General features: G+C 54.8%; 16 protein-coding genes. 11 read left to right on the top strand and 5 right to left on the bottom strand.

Annotation, left to right across the window (positions count from 1 at the left end; all coding sequences use genetic code 11):
- Positions 1-57: 57 nt before the first annotated feature.
- From hsdR to NP590_RS01330, 4 genes are all read left to right on the top strand, one after another.
- Positions 58-2,415, top strand: coding sequence for an EcoAI/FtnUII family type I restriction enzme subunit R (hsdR, locus tag NP590_RS01345; RefSeq protein WP_256600352.1), 2,358 nt, complete (start codon positions 58-60; stop codon positions 2,413-2,415).
- A gap of 12 nt (positions 2,416-2,427) precedes the next feature.
- Positions 2,428-2,763 carry an endonuclease domain-containing protein gene (locus NP590_RS01340; RefSeq protein WP_256600349.1) on the top strand — a complete coding sequence of 112 codons (336 nt, stop codon included), beginning with the start codon at positions 2,428-2,430 and terminating at the stop codon, positions 2,761-2,763.
- A gap of 196 nt (positions 2,764-2,959) precedes the next feature.
- Complete coding sequence (locus tag NP590_RS01335; RefSeq protein ID WP_256600346.1) at positions 2,960-4,429, top strand: type I restriction-modification system subunit M; 1,470 nt, start codon at positions 2,960-2,962, stop codon at positions 4,427-4,429.
- A gap of 205 nt (positions 4,430-4,634) precedes the next feature.
- Positions 4,635-6,437, top strand: coding sequence for a restriction endonuclease subunit S (locus NP590_RS01330; protein WP_256600345.1), 1,803 nt, complete (start codon positions 4,635-4,637; stop codon positions 6,435-6,437).
- A gap of 592 nt (positions 6,438-7,029) precedes the next feature.
- Here the strand turns inward: NP590_RS01330 and NP590_RS01325 are convergent.
- The 5 genes from NP590_RS01325 to NP590_RS01305 all read right to left on the bottom strand — a co-directional run bounded on the left by NP590_RS01325 (position 7,030) and on the right by NP590_RS01305 (position 11,897).
- On the bottom strand, positions 7,030-8,412 hold the full coding sequence (locus NP590_RS01325) for a nicotinate phosphoribosyltransferase (protein ID WP_256600344.1): 1,383 nt from the start codon (positions 8,410-8,412) through the stop codon (positions 7,030-7,032).
- Positions 8,413-8,473: 61 nt separating this feature from the next.
- On the bottom strand, positions 8,474-9,508 hold the full coding sequence (locus NP590_RS01320) for a bifunctional nicotinamide-nucleotide adenylyltransferase/Nudix hydroxylase (RefSeq protein WP_256600343.1): 1,035 nt from the start codon (positions 9,506-9,508) through the stop codon (positions 8,474-8,476).
- Between the two features lie 160 nt (positions 9,509-9,668).
- Entirely contained in the window at positions 9,669-10,055 is a 387-nt protein-coding gene (locus NP590_RS01315; RefSeq protein ID WP_256600342.1) for a type II toxin-antitoxin system VapC family toxin, read from the bottom strand.
- Positions 10,056-10,289, bottom strand: a complete 234-nt coding sequence (locus tag NP590_RS01310; RefSeq protein WP_256600341.1) for a type II toxin-antitoxin system Phd/YefM family antitoxin — start codon at positions 10,287-10,289, stop codon at positions 10,056-10,058.
- Between the two features lie 150 nt (positions 10,290-10,439).
- Positions 10,440-11,897 carry a DUF3375 domain-containing protein gene (locus NP590_RS01305; protein WP_256600340.1) on the bottom strand — a complete coding sequence of 486 codons (1,458 nt, stop codon included), beginning with the start codon at positions 11,895-11,897 and terminating at the stop codon, positions 10,440-10,442.
- 186 nt (positions 11,898-12,083) lie between these two features.
- On the opposite strand from NP590_RS01305, the gene NP590_RS01300 reads away from it, so the two are divergent.
- The 7 genes from NP590_RS01300 (at position 12,084) to NP590_RS01270 (ending at position 18,898) form a co-directional block, all read left to right on the top strand.
- Positions 12,084-13,820, top strand: coding sequence for an acetolactate synthase 3 large subunit (locus NP590_RS01300; RefSeq protein ID WP_256600339.1), 1,737 nt, complete (start codon positions 12,084-12,086; stop codon positions 13,818-13,820).
- Complete coding sequence (gene ilvN / locus NP590_RS01295) at positions 13,821-14,312, top strand: acetolactate synthase small subunit (protein WP_256600338.1); 492 nt, start codon at positions 13,821-13,823, stop codon at positions 14,310-14,312. It abuts the gene before it with no gap.
- A 30-nt stretch (positions 14,313-14,342) separates the two neighbouring features.
- Positions 14,343-15,359 (top strand): ketol-acid reductoisomerase, encoded by a 1,017-nt coding sequence (gene ilvC / locus NP590_RS01290; protein WP_256600335.1) that lies wholly within the window; start codon positions 14,343-14,345, stop codon positions 15,357-15,359.
- Between the two features lie 70 nt (positions 15,360-15,429).
- Positions 15,430-16,212, top strand: a complete 783-nt coding sequence (locus NP590_RS01285; protein WP_256600334.1) for an outer membrane protein OmpK — start codon at positions 15,430-15,432, stop codon at positions 16,210-16,212.
- A 135-nt stretch (positions 16,213-16,347) separates the two neighbouring features.
- The gene (locus NP590_RS01280; RefSeq protein WP_256600333.1) at positions 16,348-17,211 is read left to right on the top strand and encodes a DUF2608 domain-containing protein; all 864 of its coding nucleotides are present in this window, start codon (positions 16,348-16,350) and stop codon (positions 17,209-17,211) included.
- An 86-nt stretch (positions 17,212-17,297) separates the two neighbouring features.
- Positions 17,298-18,038: a CDP-diacylglycerol--serine O-phosphatidyltransferase gene (gene pssA, locus NP590_RS01275; RefSeq protein ID WP_256600332.1), complete on the top strand. Its 741-nt coding sequence runs from the start codon at positions 17,298-17,300 to the stop codon at positions 18,036-18,038.
- Between the two features lie 5 nt (positions 18,039-18,043).
- Entirely contained in the window at positions 18,044-18,898 is an 855-nt protein-coding gene (locus NP590_RS01270; protein WP_256600331.1) for a CHAD domain-containing protein, read from the top strand.
- Positions 18,899-18,940 lie beyond the last annotated feature (42 nt).

The following is an 18,940-nucleotide window of genomic DNA, read 5'->3' as shown; positions in this document are numbered from 1 at the left end:
GACCCTAAAGTATTCACCAGTAAATGCGTATTTCCTTTCAAATTAGGACTTTTTACAATGGATACTAAGGACAAAAAAGCCCTCAGTGAAACCGACATCTGCGACCTTTTCATCACCCCGGCTATCCGCGATGCAGGCTGGGATCCCGTTCGGCAAATCCGCCGCGAAGTAACCTTAACGCCAGGACCTATCGTCGTTAGGGGCAATATCTCGTCCCGCAACAAGAAAAAGAAGAAATTCGCCGACTACGTGCTGTACTGGGAACCCGGCGTGCCGGTGGCAGTCGTCGAAGCCAAAGACAACAACCACTCCGTCAGCCACGGCCTGCAACAAGCCCTGGGCTACGCGGAGATTTTGCAAGTCCCCAGCGCCTTTAGTTCCAACGGCGACGCTTTTGCCGCACATAACAAAGTTCCAAAGCCAAACGAAGACATCGAAACCGAATTTGCACTCGATGCCTTTCTTCCACCTGACCTACTTTGGCAACGTTACAAACACTATCGAGGCATAGACGACCAAAACGAAAAACTGGTCGTTCAGCCCTACTACGAAGACAGCAACAGCAAACAGCCGCGCTATTACCAAGTCGAAGCCATCAACCGCACCATTGAAGCCATCGCTAACCAGCAAAAGCGCGTGCTGTTGGTGATGGCCACCGGCACCGGCAAAACTTACACCACCTTCCAAATCATCTGGCGATTGTGGAAGGCCAAGCAGGTCAAGCGCATACTGTTTCTGGCAGACCGCAACATTCTGGTCGATCAAACCCTGGTCAACGACTTTAAGCCGTTCGGTTCGGTGATGACCAAAATCAAAAACCGCAAGCTCGACCCGGCTTACGAAATTTACCTGGGTTTGTATCAAGCCATCACCGGCCCCGCCGAAGAAGACAAAATCTTTAAAAACGTCTCGCCCGACTTTTTCGACATGATCGTCATCGACGAATGCCATCGTGGCAGCGCCGCCGACGATTCCGCCTGGCGGGAAATCCTCGATTACTTCAAAGACGCCATTCAACTCGGTTTGACCGCCACGCCCAAAGAAACCAAATACGTCTCCAGCACCGATTACTTCGGCAAACCGGTTTACACCTACAGCCTCAAACAAGGCATCGAAGACGGTTTTCTTGCCCCCTACAAAGTAGTGCGCATCGACATCGACAAAGACATTCACGGCTGGACGCCGCCGACTGGCATGACCGACGACCTCGGCAACGCCATCGAAAACCGCACCTACAACCGAGCGGACATGGACCGGATTTTGGTGCTCAACCAACGCACCAAACTGGTTGCCAAGCGCGTGATGCAATATCTGCTGGCAACCGACCCTTACGCCAAAACCATCATCTTCTGCGAAGACATCGACCACGCCGAACGCATGCGCGTCGCCATCGTCAACGCCGCTGGTAATTTGGCATTGGATAATCCCAAATACGTCATGCGCATTACCGGCGACAGCGTGGAAGGCAAAGCCGAACTGGACAACTTTATCGACCCGGAAAGCACATTCCCGGTCATCGCCACCACCTCGGAACTGCTCACCACGGGCGTCGATGCCAAAACCTGCAAGCTGATCGTGCTGGATAAAACCATCAGCTCGATGACCATCTTCAAGCAAATCATCGGTCGTGGCACCCGTATCGACGAAGAATTCGGCAAGTTCTTCTTCACCATCATGGACTTCAAAAAAGCCACCGAACTGTTCCGCGATCCGGATTTCGACGGCGAACCGGTGGTGATTTACGAACCCGACGATGGCGACGATCCCGTGCCGCCCGATCCGGAGCCGGACGGCGAAGAAGACGGCGACGACATCGAAGAACCCGCTGGCACGTATAAAATCCGCGTCAGCGGCGTACCGGTCAGAATCATCGCCGAGCGCGTCGAATACCTCGGCCCGGACGGCACCCTGATTACCGAATCCTACCGCGACTTCACCCGCAAACAGATTCAATCCGAGTTCGCCTCCTTGGACGAGTTTCTGCAACGCTGGCACAACGCCAAGAAAAAACAGGCCATCATCGACCTGCTGGAAGACTATGGCATCGTGTTGGATAACCTGGCCGCCGAAGTCGGCAAGGACTACGGCGATTTCGACCTAATCGCCCACATCGCCTACGACCAGCCGCCGTTGACTCGGAAGGAACGCGCCAACAACGTCAAAAAGCGCAACTACTTCACCAAATACGGCGAACAAGCCCGCGCCGTGCTGAATGCCTTGCTGGACAAATACGCCGACGAAGGCATCGGTACCATCGAAAGCGCCAAAGTGCTCAAACTCAAACCGTTTAGCGACATCGGCACGCCGGTCGAAATCATCAACCAAGTCTTTGGCGGCAAGGACCAATACGAAATCGCGATACAAGAATTAGAGCAAGAGTTGTTCTCCCTCTCCAGCGGGAGAGGGCCGGGGTGAGGAGAATAAAAAATGTCCCTAACCAGCAACGCCCGCAATCTCAGAAAAAACCAAACCGACGCCGAACACCTGCTGTGGCGACATTTGCGAGACCGGCAACTATGCGGCCAAAAATTCCGCAGGCAGTACCCCATCGACACTTACATCGTCGATTTTGTCTGCCTGGAGGTAAAATTGATCGTCGAACTGGACGGCGGCCAACATGCCGAACAGCTCGAATACGACCACCGCCGCACCGAGCAACTACAAAAACGCGGCTTCAAAGTGCTGCGTTTTTGGAACAACGACGTACTACAAAACATCACGAGTGTGTTGGAAGCCATCAGATTGGCGATTTTAAACAATTAGGCTAACAACTCCTTCTCCCTCAGGGACGACTGCAAGGATGCAGGAGGTAGAGCAAAGCAGGAGCATTTGCCGAGAAGGCAGGAATGAGGGGGATCAGAACAGTGCGAAGCTGCTTTAATTTCCCCTCACCCAACCCTCTCCTTTATGCCCCTTGGGTACTTTGGAGAGGGCTTTTAATAACAGGACAAAGACATACATGAGCAACGTTTCCGGCATCATCAAATCCATCCAAGACATCATGCGCAAGGATGTCGGCGTCGATGGCGACGCCCAGCGCATCAGTCAATTGGTGTGGCTGTTCTTTTTGAAAATTTTCGATGACCGCGAACAAGAACTGGAACTGATTGAAGACGACTACCAATCGCCGCTGCCCAAACACCTGCGCTGGCGTAACTGGGCGCAAGACCCGGAAGGCATGACCGGCGACGAACTGGCCGATTTCGTCAACCTGCAACTGTTCCCCACCCTGAAAGACCGTCTGCCGCTACACGGCCCCTCAGGCCAACGTGCCCAAGTGGTGCGCGACGTGTTCGAAGACGCCTACAACTACATGAAATCCGGCACCTTGCTGCGCCAGGTCATCAATAAAATCGGCGAAATCGACTTCAACAACACCGCCGACCGCCACACCTTCGGCAGTATTTACGAACAAATTCTCAAAGACCTGCAAAGCGCCGGTAACGCCGGTGAGTTTTACACCCCGCGCGCCGTCACCCAATTCATCGTCAACCGCATCGACCCGCAACTGCACGAAACCGTGCTCGACCCGGCCTGCGGCACCGGCGGCTTTTTAAGCTGTGCTATCGACCACAAGCGCGACCGTTACGTCAAAACCGAACAGGACGAACAAACCCTGCAAGCCTCGATCCGCGGCGTCGAGAAAAAAGCCCTGCCGCACATGCTCTGCGTCACCAACATGATTCTGCACGGCATCGACACGCCCACCAACATCCGCCACGACAACACCCTCAGCCGTCCGTACAAGGACTACGGCAACGCCGACCGCGTCGACGTCATCATCACCAACCCGCCGTTCGGCGGCATGGAAGAAGACGGCATCGAAAACAACTTCCCGGCCCAGTTCCGCACCCGCGAAACCGCCGACTTGTTCATGGCCTTGATCATCAAACTGCTCAAAGACAAGGGCCGCGCCGCCGTGGTGTTGCCTGACGGCTTTTTGTTCGGCGAAGGCATGAAAACCCGCCTCAAGGAAAGCCTGCTGAGCGAATGCAAGCTGCACACCATCGTCCGTCTGCCCAACGGCGTGTTCAACCCTTACACCGGCATCAAAACCAACATCCTGTTTTTCGACAAAGGCACGCCGACGCAAACCGTTTGGTATTACGAGCACCCGTATCCGGACGGCGTGAAAAGCTACAACAAAACCAAGCCGATGCGTTTTGAAGAATTTCAAACCGAAATCGCCTGGTGGGGCAGCGCCGCCGACGGCTACGCCAGCCGCCAAGCCACGGAACAAGCCTGGCCAGTGTCTATCGACGACATCAAAGCCCGCAACTACAACCTGGACATCAAAAACCCGCACGTCGGCGAACAAATCAGCCACGACCCGGACGAACTGCTGCAACGCTACGCCCAACAGCAACAGGAAATCGGCCAATTGCGCGACCAGCTTAAAGCCGTGCTGCAGCAAGCCTTGCAACGTTAACAATAAATCCCCTCTCCCACTGGGAGAGGGTTAACGACCTATCTTTCTTCAAAACCTTATATGGATCGTTCTCACATAACATACAAGGGCTAGGGTGAGGGTGTGTTAAAACAATGCGAAGCCGCAATGATTGAAGCCACATTATTTTAAATTTCCCCTCACCCAACCCTCTCCCTTCGGAGAGGGCTTTTGAAACGCACACAATATGAACGAATTCATCAGCCAACATTTAGCTATTTGTACCACTGCCATCGCCAGCAAAAGCAACTCAGGTCGTGGTAGAAAATCCCCCTCTCCAGCGCACCCTATAGGGCATAAAGGAGAGGGCCGGGGTGAGGGGAATCCAACTAATACCCGCAACGCCAAGTACACCGCATACGGCATCAAAAAACTGCGCGAATTGATATTGGAATTGGCGGTGCGGGGGAAGTTGGTTACACAAGACCCAAATGACGAGCCTGCAAGAACTTTGTTAGATAAAATTTACCTTCAAAAAACGCGATTGATAGATGAAGGAAAACTAAAACCACAGAAAGGTCTTCCTGAAATTTCAGAGGAAGAAATGCCCCCTCATTTACCAACTGGCTGGGAGTTGGTCAGACTTGGCGAGATAATCAATGTGCTTAACGGGCGAGCATATAAAAAACATGAGATGTTGCAGGAAGGCACACCTCTATTAAGGGTTGGAAATCTATTTACATCAAATGAATGGTACTACTCAGATTTAGAACTCGAGCCTGATAAGTACATAGATAATGGCGATTTGATTTACGCGTGGTCAGCGTCTTTCGGACCGTTTATTTGGCAAGGCGGAAAAGCTATATACCACTACCATATTTGGAAATTAGACCTCTATGATCCTTCATGCCTTGATAAGCAGTTTTTGTTTTATTTTTTTACATCGATAACTGAAAAAATTAAGGCATCAGGAAACGGAATTGCAATGATCCATATGACGAAAGAACGGATGGAAAAATTGATTTTGGAAATCCCTCCTCTCGCCGAACAACACCGCATCGTCGCCAAAGTCGATGAATTGATGGCGCTGTGCGATCAACTGGAGCAGCAGCAAACCGATCATCTCGCCGCCCATCAAACCCTGGTGCAAACCCTGCTCGACACACTGACCCAAGCCGCCGATGCCGCCGAATTTGAGCAAGCCTGGAGCCGCATCGCCGACCACTTCGAGACCCTGTTCACCACCGAATCCAGCATCGACCAACTCAAACAAACCCTCCTGCAGTTGGCCGTGATGGGTAAATTGGTGCCGCAAGATCAGAATGATGAGCCTATAAGTGTTTTACTGGAAAGAGATGCCAAACAAAAGGAGAAAACAGGTAAACAAGGAAATCTAAAAAATGAAAAAGAACTATCCGAGATTTTGGCAGACGAAAAACCGTTTCAATTACCTAGTAACTGGCGTTGGGTGCGTTTAGATGACTTATCACCAGAATTTCAAAATGGTGCTTCGAGCCGAGGTGATAAATCAGGAAAAGAGATTATCGTATTAAGATTGGCTGATATTGATAATTGGAAAGTGTCGTTAAGAGATACAAGAACGTTAACAATATTGGAACAATCAATAGCTAAATATTCTCTTCAGAAGAATGATGTTTTAATAATTAGAGTCAATGGCAGTGCTGACATTGTTGGGAGATTTGTATTATGTGATGAAAGTTATGGTGCAATCTATTGCGACCACTTTATTCGCTTGCGGTTTCCCCGAGAAATTTTAGTTCCAGGTTATTTAGTGCTGTTAGGTTTGTCCGACCTTGTAAGGAATCGGATTAAACATCTGTTTATCAGTACCGCTGGCCAAAAAACTGTAAATCAGAAGCATATTGGTTCACTCGTGGTTTCTGTTCCACCAATTTATGAACAACACCGAATCGTCGCCAAAGTCGATGAACTGATGGCCCTCTGCGACGCCCTCAAAGCCCGCATCGCCGCCGCGCAAACCACGCAGCTTCAGCTCGCCGATGCGATTGTCGAGCAAGCCGTCGCCTGAGCGGGTATTTCTCCCTCTCCCATTGGGAGAGGGCCGGGGTGAGGGTGATCATCCAATTTATTCCCCTCACCCTAACCCTATCCCTGAGGGAGAGCAACTGTTATTGAGAGGATTGATTCGACAAGGTCCGCTGACGACAACCCACTATCGAAAACCGGCTTCATGATCACCATCCACGCCACCAAAAAGCTGTATGCAAAACTGCCAGCCCTTGCCAGTGTCCTGGATTCCGCTGGCGCTGCACGAGGCTACACGACGACAAGCCGATGGCCTTTATCGGCGTTGTGAGCGCATCCAATACCAACGCCTTGAATAACCCCATAACAACTTGACAGGCATGATTACCGGCACGGCGATCAAAACTATTGTTCATATGGCCTTGGTTGGCTTACCGGCGGCTTTTTATTGCCGGTTTTTATGGTTTTTTTTTGAACTGTCCCGCCAGTGTCCCATTGATAATTTATGCGGGGTTAAAAATTGTATAAGCCATTGATTTTAATGGTGCCGACAATAGGAATCGAACCTACGACCTTCGCACGGCCAGCGATTAAGCCCTTTAAACGGGAAGCTCCTGGCAAAAACGGAGCAAATTTTACACCGCCCTGCTTCTGACCTCGCTCAAAGTCTCGTCTATCAACAACTCGCCGTTGCGGTAGACGCTGCGCAGCAAGTTTTCTCTTTCGCCCAAGTCCTGTTCGCGTATCGTTTGCAAACGGCCCGCATCGTCACGCACCAGGGCCAGCCGGCCGCGTTTGGATTGTTTACCGGGGTCGGTAACCGGGTCTTTGTAGACGTCTTGCCAACTGTCGCTTATGCAAATCGCCGAGGCTTTCATCGCAAACTTCAAGGTATCGCGGTCCAGTTTCTGCAGCAGGCCGGCGCCCATGCCGAAGGCCAGATTGTCGGCGCTATAGCCGTGCTGTTTCAGATTTTCCAGAATTTGACCGATGCTGTTGATGTTGACGCCATCGCCCTGGATCACTCGCACCGCCGGGTGCAGCAGACGGTAACCGTTGACGCTTTCCGCACCGAAGTGTTGCTCCAGTTTCTGCACGGTTTTCAACACTACCTCGACCGGATCGCCGGAGTCCGGGCGCACCACCAAGCGGCCGCCGGATTCGACGATTTGCCGCTTGAAGCGGCTACCCCATAGGTCCAAGGCCTGCCATAAATCGTAGGAATCGCTGACCACCGCAACCAGCTTATCCTTGCCGATGAATTGATTCAGCATGTTCTGGTAGGCGTCGGCTTCGCGTTCGCGGCCCCAGGCGGTGATGGTGGAGTGTTCGGCGGCCGGAATCGAATAAGCCGGCATGCCGCTTTCGTTGTAATAGCGTTTGGCGGCCAGCACCGCGCTCAAGGTATCGGTACCCTTGAAGTTGACCAGGTGCGCCAGCCCGGCGATGGCGGCCGATTCGAACGACGACACGCCGCGAGCGCCGAAGTCGTGCAACTTGAAATCCAGCCCGGACAGGTCGGCGCCGGTTTCTTTCAGATAACGGGCAATCAACTGCTTGCAGGCATGGGAACGGGTGGCCACCGTGGTGCCGTACCAGGCGGCGCGCAGAATCATGGTTTCCAGATAACTGGTCAGCCAATAGCAGTTCGGATCGGTATTGACGATCTGCATCATGACCTGGCTAGGCTCGGTGACCATGCCTTCCGGCATCGCTTGAATGTGCAGAGGCAGGTAACCGCCGTGGGTATCGACGATGTATTGCCAGCCCGGGCGATTGAACGGCACGCCGTGAGCATTCAGGATCACTTCGGCCTCGTCCAGCATCGCCGCCGTGACGGGCTTCAACAGATAATCCTTGATGAACATCTGCAGGCCGAAAAACACGATGTTGGGGTAATCGCCGCCGCGCGATTCGACGTAGGACGACACGAATTGGGTGCCGGGCGGGTATTGCCAAAAGTGGCTGGACTTGTAGCTGTCGGTGTTGAGTATCAGGTTGTCGGATAATGCGTGCATCTGAAATTCCTCCAGAAAGTGAATTGACGGCCCGGTCTGTCCGGGCCGCGTGGATAAAAGTTTAGTCGCCTATCAGGTGTTGGATCATAAAGTAATGATCCTCGAACATTTTTTCAGGATTGAGTTCCGCCAACGGCAGCCAAAAGGCCTTTTCGGCATCGTCGCCACCCTTGACCTTGGGCAATTGCCGCGAGTCTTCCAGTTGTATCAAAAAGGCCTGGGTGATGGTGCGGCCGCGCGCCGAACGGTAGGGCGCGTCGAAGGTCTCGGTCTTGACGACGGAGCCTTTCAGCACCGGCAGCGGCACCTTCAGGCCGGTTTCCTCGCGCAGTTCGCGCAGACAGGCGTCCTGCAGGCGTTCGGTCTGATTGACGAAACCGCCAGGCAGCGCCATCTGGCCCTTGCCGGGTTTGGCGCGGCGCTTGACCAACAGGATGTGGCCGGACTGAACGACCAGCGCATCGACGGTCAGGAATACCGGCGGATAGGGCGAAGCGGCCCAGGCCGCTTTGTACTGCCGCACGAAACCGAATTCGTCGGCGATACCGGCGTAAGTATCCTGGCTTTTAAAGCCGGCCAGATAATGCCGAACCGGTTTGGGCAAATGCTCGGAGTAAGCTGATTCCGGGGCGTCGTTGAAATAGCTTTCCCTTATTTGGGTGGCGTTGATGTCCTTCAGGTTGTCGACGTCGACCGATTGCCACTGCGGAAACAGCTTCAAATAGTACGAGCTTTCGTCCTTGCCGTGGCCTATCAAGGCGATGGCCGGCGGCCGGTGCGGAACCGGGTGCAACGCTTCCGTCACGCCGGCAACGATTTTTTGTACGGAGCGTACCCATGCCGCTTCGTTATAGGGCGAATCGATGATCGGCAGTACGTGAATTCTATCCGCGTCGCTTTTGGCGAAAGCCGAAAGGATCATGTCCTTGCGCTCCGCGTAAGACCAAGGATTTCGATAAGACGCCGGCATATGCGCCGAACCGCACAAGACGATGACGCGTTCGGAAACCGACAGCGCTTGCTGAATAACGTGGGCGTGGCCGTTATGAAACGGCTGAAAACGGCCGATGAAGACCGCAAATTGGTATTTTTTCATGGTTGGGCTCCCCTTCCATTATTGAATCGGACTTCGTCTGTCGAAGGCCGTGCAGGGATTATAGCCAGCGTTGGTAGGAAATTTCCAATGTTATTTGGTAACTATTCAGCATTGATCTGCAATGTCTCAATCGATTCGAATCGCGACAACATGTCCCCATTCACCAAATCCGCCTAACCCCATAGCTATCGAACAATGCTTCATTGCTGATCAAGGCAATATTCTCGGCTTGGGCTTGGGCGATCAACATGCGGTCGAAAGGATCACGGTGCGGACCGGGCAGGCTGCCGGCTCGCAACGCGTGGTCGGTTGTGATGGCCAGCGGAGTAAACCCTTGTTCCTTCAGACAATCCTGGTAGCTGTCGACCACGGCTTCGGCGCCCGGCAATTTGCCGATACGCACTTTGGTGGCGATCTCCCAGGCCGAAGCGGCGCTGACCAGAATGACGTGACTGGGCTCGGCAATCCATTCTTTGGCAATCCGAGACAGCTTTTCGTTACCGTCCAACCACCACAACAAAGTGTGGGTATCCAGCAGAGCTTTCATCTATTGCGCCCAGGCATCCAATTCGTCGTCCGGTAATGCCTCGAAGAAAGCTTCGGTAACCGGGGCTTGACCTTTCATTGCGCCGAACCGCCGTTGCGGACGGCTTTCGATTATCGGCACCAGCTTGACTAACGGCACTTTCCCCTTGGCGATGATAACTTCCTCGCCGGCAAACGCTTGCTCGACCAAGCTGGATAAATGGGTTTTGGCGTTATAAAGAGTATAGGTGCTCACGAGCACTCCTTGACCAAATTAATTGACCAATTCAGTATAGCCCCTAGCATGCGATGCGGCAACGAAAGGTAAGGAAGGCAATCTTTAAACGTCTCGAAGACTGCTGGTTTAATAGTGTTTTAACGCCTGAAACAGTCACTTCGTGGGCCATCATCTGACAAAAATCACCCTCGGCAAGCGCGCCCGTTTGCTTAATTCCCGGCCCGCGCCGCTCACAGTGCGCCAGACGATCACATCCTCGGCTTGTTCGTCCACGGCAATTTTGAAGCTGTCGCCGCCGAGTTGCAGGTAGGCGACCAGTTCCGCCAGACCGTATTGCAGCGGATGGCGAAGGCAGAGTTCGGCCAGTGTGATTTGCGGTTTGTCTTGCAGGGCGTGGCGAATGTGGCGGGCCAGTTGCGCCTTGTCGATGACGATTTGCGAGAACAAGGCGCCGGCGTCGACCTCATCATCACCGGCTTCCAGCGCGATGTCGCAGATTCGAGGTTTGACGCTGGGCGTGTGCAGCGGGCGCTCCATCGGCAGTTCGATGTCGGCACCGGCTTCGGCGATGCTCATCACTTCGCCGGCCGGTTGGCATTCGCGAAGGCTTAGTGCCTTGGCTTCGATGCCGTGCAGGATTTCCATGATGCGGCGGTTTTCCAGCCAGGCCTGATCGTCGAGAAAGCGGCGCAGTTGCCGGCTCAGTTCGGCGACGGTACGCTGGGTGTGTTCGCCGGCTTCCAGCCAGTCGTAATGCACCCGGCGGATGCGGGTGTCGGGCTTGAGCTCGGCGACGGGTTGCAGCGCCAGCACCCTTTCCAATAAGGCCGACAATTCCTCCTGGCGGCGGCTGGACATCAAAAAATCCCAGAAGGCGCGGAAACTGCGGCCTTGGTCGGAATCGGCGATGGCGTCGCGCTCGCCCATTATTTCTTCCAGCAACTCGCCCTTGGCGCCCTCCCACAAGGCGATACGCTCTCTCACTCTTCGGTCCAGGCCGCGAAAGTTATGTTCCACCTCGCGAAAGTCGCCGAGCAGTTCGCGGGCCAGCGCGGTGAATTGCTGGAAACGGTCCTTCAGCGCGGTGTCGTCCAGCAAGGCCAGTTCGCCGGCCTCTGCTCGGGCGATTTCGGCATCGATCTCGTTGCGGCGCTTGCGTAGTTCGGCGATGCGGGTTTCCGGATCGGTCTCGCTGCCTTCGCTCATCTGTTTCAATAATTCGAACAAGGTCAACAAGCGCGATTCGGTGCCGACGAAGGCGCGTTCGCTCAGGGTGCCCAACCAAACGATGGCTTTTTCGGTGGCCGGCGTCAGGTCGAAATAAGGCTCGTCCGAACCTTGGCGGTAAAACTTGCGCAGCCAACCCTTGTCGTTACCGGCCCAGTCGTTCAGATATTCCAAGGCCGGCTTGGGGAAAGCCTCGTGACCCAGGCGCTCGCGCAGACCGAACAATTCATCCTCCAGCGCTTCGGTCAGATCGGCTTGGGCAATCAAGCGCTGGTTGGGGGCGACGAAGGCCCGGTGCAGAAAAGCGGCAATCAACGGGGCATGCGGCGAATTCAGCAGGCGCCAGGCCGGGTGGTTTTGCCAGAGCAGGTCCAGGGTGGAGTAGTCTAGGTTAGGCATTCATGATTCGCTTGACTGATTTTGGATGCGGGCGCGCCGCGAAATGATAGACCTTGCCAATGTCGTCCGAAAACCTAAGCAAAACACTTGGTTTTCCTTGACGAAAGCGTCTAAAGACAGTAGTTTACACAACCTTTTTTTGTAAAAAGCATTTTCAGGTTTGATTAGTATTTTGAGGACATAAAATTGGAACTCAGCGGCGGACATATCGTTGTCCAGTGTCTTAAAGACGAAGGCGTCGAATTTATTTTTGGCTATCCGGGTGGCTCGGTTTTGCACATCTATGATGCCATTTTTCATCAAGACGACGTAAAACACATCCTGGTACGCCACGAACAGGGCGCCACCCATTCGGCCGATGCTTATGCGCGCGCCACCGGCAAGCCCGGCGTGGTGCTGGTGACCTCCGGCCCAGGCGCCACCAACGCGGTGACCGGTATCGCCACGGCTTACATGGATTCCATCCCCATGGTGATTCTGTCCGGTCAGGTGCCGTCGCCGGTGATCGGCAGCGATGCGTTCCAGGAGGTCGACACCGTCGGCATCACCCGCCCCTGCGTCAAACATAATTTCCTGGTCAAGGATGTCCATGACATCGCCGAAACCATCAAAAAGGCTTTTTATTTGGCGACTACCGGCCGTCCCGGCCCGGTGCTGGTCGATATTCCCAAGGACATTACCGACCCGAATATCAAGGTACCCTACAAGTACCCGAAAAAAGTCAACATGCGCTCCTACAACCCGGTGGTGGTTGGCCACAAAGGCCAGATCAAGCGCGCGGTGGAAGTATTGCTGTCCGCGCAGCGGCCGATGATTTATTCCGGCGGCGGGGTGATTTTGGGCGAAGGCCATAAAGAATTGACCGAACTGACCCAAATGCTGGGCTACCCGATCACCAACACCCTGATGGGCTTGGGCGCTTATCCGGCCACCGACAAACAGTTCGTCGGCATGCTAGGCATGCACGGCACTTACGAAGCCAACATGGCGATGCACGAAAGCGACGTGATTCTGGCGGTCGGCGCCCGCTTCGACGACCGGGTGACCGGCAAGCTGGCCGAATTCTGCCCTTACGCAAAAATCATCCATATCGATGTCGATCCGTCGTCGATTTCCAAAACCGTGCGGGTCGACATTCCTATCGTCGGCGAAGTCAAACCGGTATTGGAGCAAATGATAGACTTGGTCAAGGAAAGCAAGCTGAAGCCGTCCAAACCGGCTCTGGAAGCTTGGTGGCAATTGATCGAAAGCTGGCGTTCGGTCAACTGCCTGGATTACGACAGAGGCAGTTTGTTCATCAAGCCGCAATTCGTTATCGAGCAGTTGTACGAAGTGACCCGTGGCGACGCTTACGTCACTTCCGACGTGGGCCAGCATCAGATGTATGCCGCCCAATATTACAAGTTCGACAAACCCCGGCGCTGGATCAATTCCGGCGGCTTGGGCACCATGGGCTTCGGTTTGCCGGCCGCCATCGGCGTCAAACTGGCATTCCCGGATGCCGACGTTGCTTGCGTAACCGGCGAAGCCAGTATTCAAATGTGCATACAAGAGCTATCGACCGCCTTGCAATACCACACGCCGGTGAAGATCATCAACTTGAACAACCGCTACATGGGCATGGTGCGGCAGTGGCAGGAGTTTTCCTACCAAAGCCGTTACTCGCAGTCGTATATGGACACCATTCCGGAATTCGTCAAGCTGGCGGAGGCCTACGGACATGTCGGCATCCGGGTGGAAAAACCGGCCGACGTGCGCCCCGCCCTGCAGGAAGCCTTCGCGATGAAAGACCGTACCGTATTCCTGGACTTCATCACCGACCGTACCGAAAACGTCTACCCCATGATCGAAGCCGGCAAGGCCCATCACGACATGAAGTTGCGGCTGGCCCCCGGCACGCCGCTGGACAGGGAGTTATCGTAAATGAGACATATCATCTCGATCCTGATCGAAAACGAAGCCGGCGCCCTGTCGCGGGTTGCCGGGCTGTTTTCCGCCCGCGGCTATAACATCGAATCGCTGACCGTGGCGCCGACCGAAGACGCCAGCCTGTCGCGCATGACCCTGGTCACTCGCGGCAACGACGAGATCATCGAGCAAATCACCAAGCAGCTGAACAAACTGGTCGACGTGGTTAAATTGATCGATCTGGCCGACGCCCCGCATATCGAACGCGAATTGATGCTGGTAAAAATCAAAACCAACGCCGAAACCCGCGAAGAAGTCAAACGCATGGTCGACATCTTTCGCGGTAAAATCATCGACGTCACGCCCGCCAGCTACGTAGTGGAAATGACAGGCCAACCCAGCAAGCTGGACGCCTTCATTCACGGTTTCGAGGAAGACAGCATCATCGAAGTGGTGCGCTCTGGCCCGACCGGCATATCGCGCGGCGAAAAAGGCTTACACCTTTAACTTTACACCCATAAGAAAACGAGAAAATCTATGCAAGTTTATTACGACAAAGACGCCGACCTGTCGGTCATCCGAGGCAAGAAAGTCGCCATCATCGGTTACGGCTCACAGGGCCATGCCCACGCCAACAACCTGAAAGACTCGGGTGTCGACGTGGTGGTCGGCTTGCGCGCCAATTCCGCGTCTGTCGCCAAGGCCCAAGCCTCCGGCCTGACTGTCAAAGACGTGCCGGAAGCCGTAGCCTACGCCGACGTGGTGATGATCCTGACCCCGGACGAATTCCAATCCAAGCTTTACAAGGAAGAAATCGAACCGAATATCAAACAAGGCGCTGCTTTGGCGTTTGCTCACGGCTTTGCCATTTTGTACAACCAAGTCGTGCCGCGCGCCGACCTGGACGTGATCATGATCGCCCCAAAAGCGCCTGGTCATACCGTGCGTTCCGAATTCGTCAAGGGCGGCGGCATTCCGGACTTGATTGCGATTCATCAAGACGCCTCCGGCATGGCTAAAGCCATCTGCCTGTCTTACGCTTCCGCCATCGGCGGCGGTCGCTCCGGCATCATCGAAACCACCTTCCGCGACGAAACCGAAACCGACTTGTTCGGCGAACAGGCGGTATTGTGCGGCGGCGCGGTCGAACTGGTGAAAGCCGGTTTCGAAACCCTGACCGAAGCCGGTTACCCGCCCGAAATGGCCTATTTCGAGTGTCTGCACGAATTGAAGCTGATCGTGGATTTGATGTACGAAGGCGGCATCGCCAACATGAACTACTCGATCTCCAACAACGCGGAATACGGCGAGTACGTCACCGGCCCGAAAGTGATCAACGAAGAAAGCCGTTGGGCCATGAAACAAGCCCTGGCAGACATTCAACAAGGCAAATACGCCAAGCAATTCATCCTGGAAGGCCAAACCGGCTACCCCGAGATGACCGCGCGCCGCCGCCTGAACGCCGAACACCCGATCGAAACCGTCGGCGCCAAATTGCGCGCGATGATGCCGTGGATCAAGGCCAACCAAATCGTCGACAAATCCAAAAACTAAGATTATCGGCTAGGATTAAAGCCCATCTTCACGATGGGCTTTTTTTTGCCCGTAGGATTTCGCGCACCACATGCTCAAATCGATTTCGCTGAACAGCGCCTTGGGTGCCGCCATGTTATTGCCGGTATTGCTCACGCCGTGCGCGGCCGATTTCATGCAATGGAGCAACAGCGAAATCCAATACCTGCACGGCGGCAATTACAACGAGCCCTTCAATCCCAACGACGTCGGCCAATCCATTATCACCGTCACCCATGCCCACGGCTGGGCCTACGGCCGCAATTTCTTCTTCATGGACACGCTGTTCAGCGAGTACGGCCAAGCAGCGCAAACCAGCCTGTACGGCGAAGCCTATAGCACCTTCAGCCTGGGCAAGATCAGCGGCCTGGATTTGTCTTACGGCATACTCAAAGATGTCGGCCTGACAGCCGGCATCAACCTGGGCGAAAACATGCACAGTCCGCAAAGCGGTTTCCGGGCCTGGCTATACGGCGTCACCGTCGACCTTAATCTGCCCGGCTTCGCCTATTTCAACATCGATTTTCTGCGCCAGCGCGTCACCGAAACCGCCGACATCGGCACCTCCTGGCAGATCACCCCGGTGTGGAAATTGCCGTTCGAAATCGCCGGCACTAAATGGAGCTTCGAAGGCTTCGCCGACTTCATCGGCCAAAACCAAACCTCGGCCCGCCAAGCCCTGGCCCAGCCGCAACTGCGCCTGGACCTGGGCGATTTCTGGGGCGACGAAAACCACCTGTTCATCGGCATCGAATACCAATATTGGCACAACAAATACGGCATCAAGGGCTTGCACGACAATGTGCCGCAGGCGTTGGTGTTGTGGAAGTTTTGAGCTCGAATCCGCGTAGTCTGGATGACGCGAGCCGGAATCCGGGTTCGAACCAAAATTTATAATCTTTACCCCGGATTGCGCTTCGCGGCATACCGGCTACGCTTTTGTTATTTGATTTGCCGCACACGATTAACGATGAAAACAGCCAATACATTGCAAACAGTACTAAGCCTTACGGCGCTGGCCATTTTGTTGGCCGCTTGCTCGCCCCGGCAAATCGTCACCGGCCACGGGCTCTCAAAACCCGCCATTTCCGAGGTCATTCCCAGCAAGAACCTGTCCGACGTGAAAAATTATTTAGGCCCTGAATTCGGCCGCACGCTGGTGGTATTCGATATCGACGATACCTTGCTGACCTCGGAAAGCTTTTTCGGCAGCGATCATTGGTACCAGTGGCAAGGCACGCTGGATCGCAACGATCCCGACTACGTGCCGTGCAAGTTCGACGTCAACGCCATCAATTACGAAACGGAAACCCTGCAAAAGACCGAAGCCGACGGCGCGCAAATCGTCAACTCGATCGAGGCCGATAAAATCATAGTTACAGCCCGCAGCCCCTACAGCCGCGGTCCGACGCTGAGGGAACTGCAAAACGCCGGATATGCCCTGCCTTTGCCGCTGGACGGCGACCCGAACGGTTTGGCGTATGGCTGGCAAGAAATCCCAAGCGCCAAGGAAGCCGCCATCAGTTATGACGACGGCGTGCTTATGGTCAGCGGGCGGAATAAAGGCAAGTTATTGCTGGACCTGTTGGCGAAACTCAAGCTGCATTACGACCACGTGATACTGGTCGACGATGGCGCCCGAAATATCAAGGCGATGCGGGCGGCGGGCATCGACTACCACGGTTTGCATTACACCCGCATCGAAAAACCGCTGCCTGTCGAGACACGTTTGGTCGCCGAAGCCAATGCCGCTTGGCAAGCACTACAACACTACCTTGCGCAAACCTTTCCACGCCGACTGGAGCAACTCCGCCACGGCCAATGCTTTTACTGAGTCGCCGGGCTGTCATGTAACCGACATGGCAAGCCCTCTGCCGACCATGTAAAATGCCGACCACCTTTTCCTTGTTTGCGAACACCATGATGCAAAAACCCCAGACCAAACGCCATCGCGGCATTTATCTGCTGCCGAATTTATTTACCACGGGCGCCATGTTCGCCGGTTTTTACGCCATTACCTCGGCCATCAACGGCCGTTTCGAAACAGCCGCCATCGCCATGTTCGTGGCCATGATACTGGACGGCCTGGACGGCCGGGTGGCCCGTCTGACCAACACCCAGAGCGAATTCGGCGTGCAATACGACAGTCTGTCCGACATGGTGTCCTTCGGTGCCGCGCCGGCCATCGTCATGTATTTGTGGACCCTATCCAGCATGGGCCAGGTCGGCCTGTTTGCCGCCTTTGTGCACATGGCCGGCGGCGCCTTGCGGCTGGCACGCTTCAATACCCAGGTTGAAGTGGCGGACAAACGTTATTTCCAAGGCCTGCCCAGCCCGGCGGCGGCGGCGATTCTGGCCGGCGGCCTGTGGTTTTGCGTGGAAAACGGTTACGAGGTGGAAAACTTCAAATACGTGGTGTTGCTGACCACCATTACCACCGGCCTGCTGATGGTCAGCAACTTCCGCTATTCCAGCTTCAAGGAAATCGACTTCAAAAACCGCGTACCGTTTATTGCCACCATACTGGCCATGCTGGTACTGGGATTTGTGCTGGCGCAACCTCAGCGCATGCTGTTTCTGCTGTCCGTGGCTTACGCGGCATCCGGGCCCATCGTCACCCTGGTGATGCGCAAAAAGCGCCTGCAAAGCCGTAAAACCTGACCTTTATGCATGACGGCAAGCGCCTGCTGACCAGCCTTGCCAAACTTTGGCAAAAATATGAGCGCCGCTTAAGCCAATGCCGGCGGACAGCCGACGAAGATGCGGTGCATAAACTGCGGATCAGCTGTCGGCGCCTGCTAGCCCTGATTCAGTTATTACAAGCGCTTGCCCCCCACTCCCACCTGCAAAAACTGCGCAAGCGTCTGAAATCCCAACTCGACGATTTCGACGAGTTGCGCGACACCCAGGTCATGTTACTGGAAGTGACCGACCGTCTCGATAGCCTGCCGGAGCTGGCTGCCTGCCATCGCCACCTACAGCTCAACGAGCAACGCCTGCTGACACAACTACCGTCGCTATTGCGGCAACGGGACAGCGAGGACTTGCAACCACTAGTGGAAAAAGCCCGCAAACAACTGCGGAGCGCATTCGGCGATAAACCCTTAACGCCACTGGTACTTGCGGCCGTCGACAACTGCTACCGCGAGGCGCTGGAGCGACATCGGCAAACCGACCCCGGCGACCCGGCAACTCTGCACTCGCTGCGAATTGCGCTGAAAAAACTCCGCTACATGCTGGCTTCGGCGCGCGAACTGCTGCCGGATTTACCAGACAGCCAGTTCGACCGCATGCAAGTCCATTTAACCCGCCTGGGCGAGATTCAAAATTCCCGCGTGTTGTCCGACAATCTGAACCGTTTCTTCGGCCATCTGCCGCCACCGGCCGTCCAGACCCATTATCAACACCGCCACCAAGCCCTACTGGACGACTATATGCAACACGCCGGCGAGATTTTGCGGTTCTGGCGCGCCAAGCCCGATCTGCCGTTTCCCTGGCAACGCCAAGAATTCCGTCCCTAATAACTTCCCTGTTTATATCCCGCGCCCTTGCCGGTCTTCTTG

The sequence above is a fragment of the Methylomonas subterranea genome, from assembly GCF_024505185.1.
Taxonomy (GTDB): domain Bacteria; phylum Pseudomonadota; class Gammaproteobacteria; order Methylococcales; family Methylomonadaceae; genus Methylomonas; species Methylomonas subterranea.
Note: the sequence above shows the minus strand (reverse complement) of the source record. Positions and strands in the feature narration are given on the sequence as shown.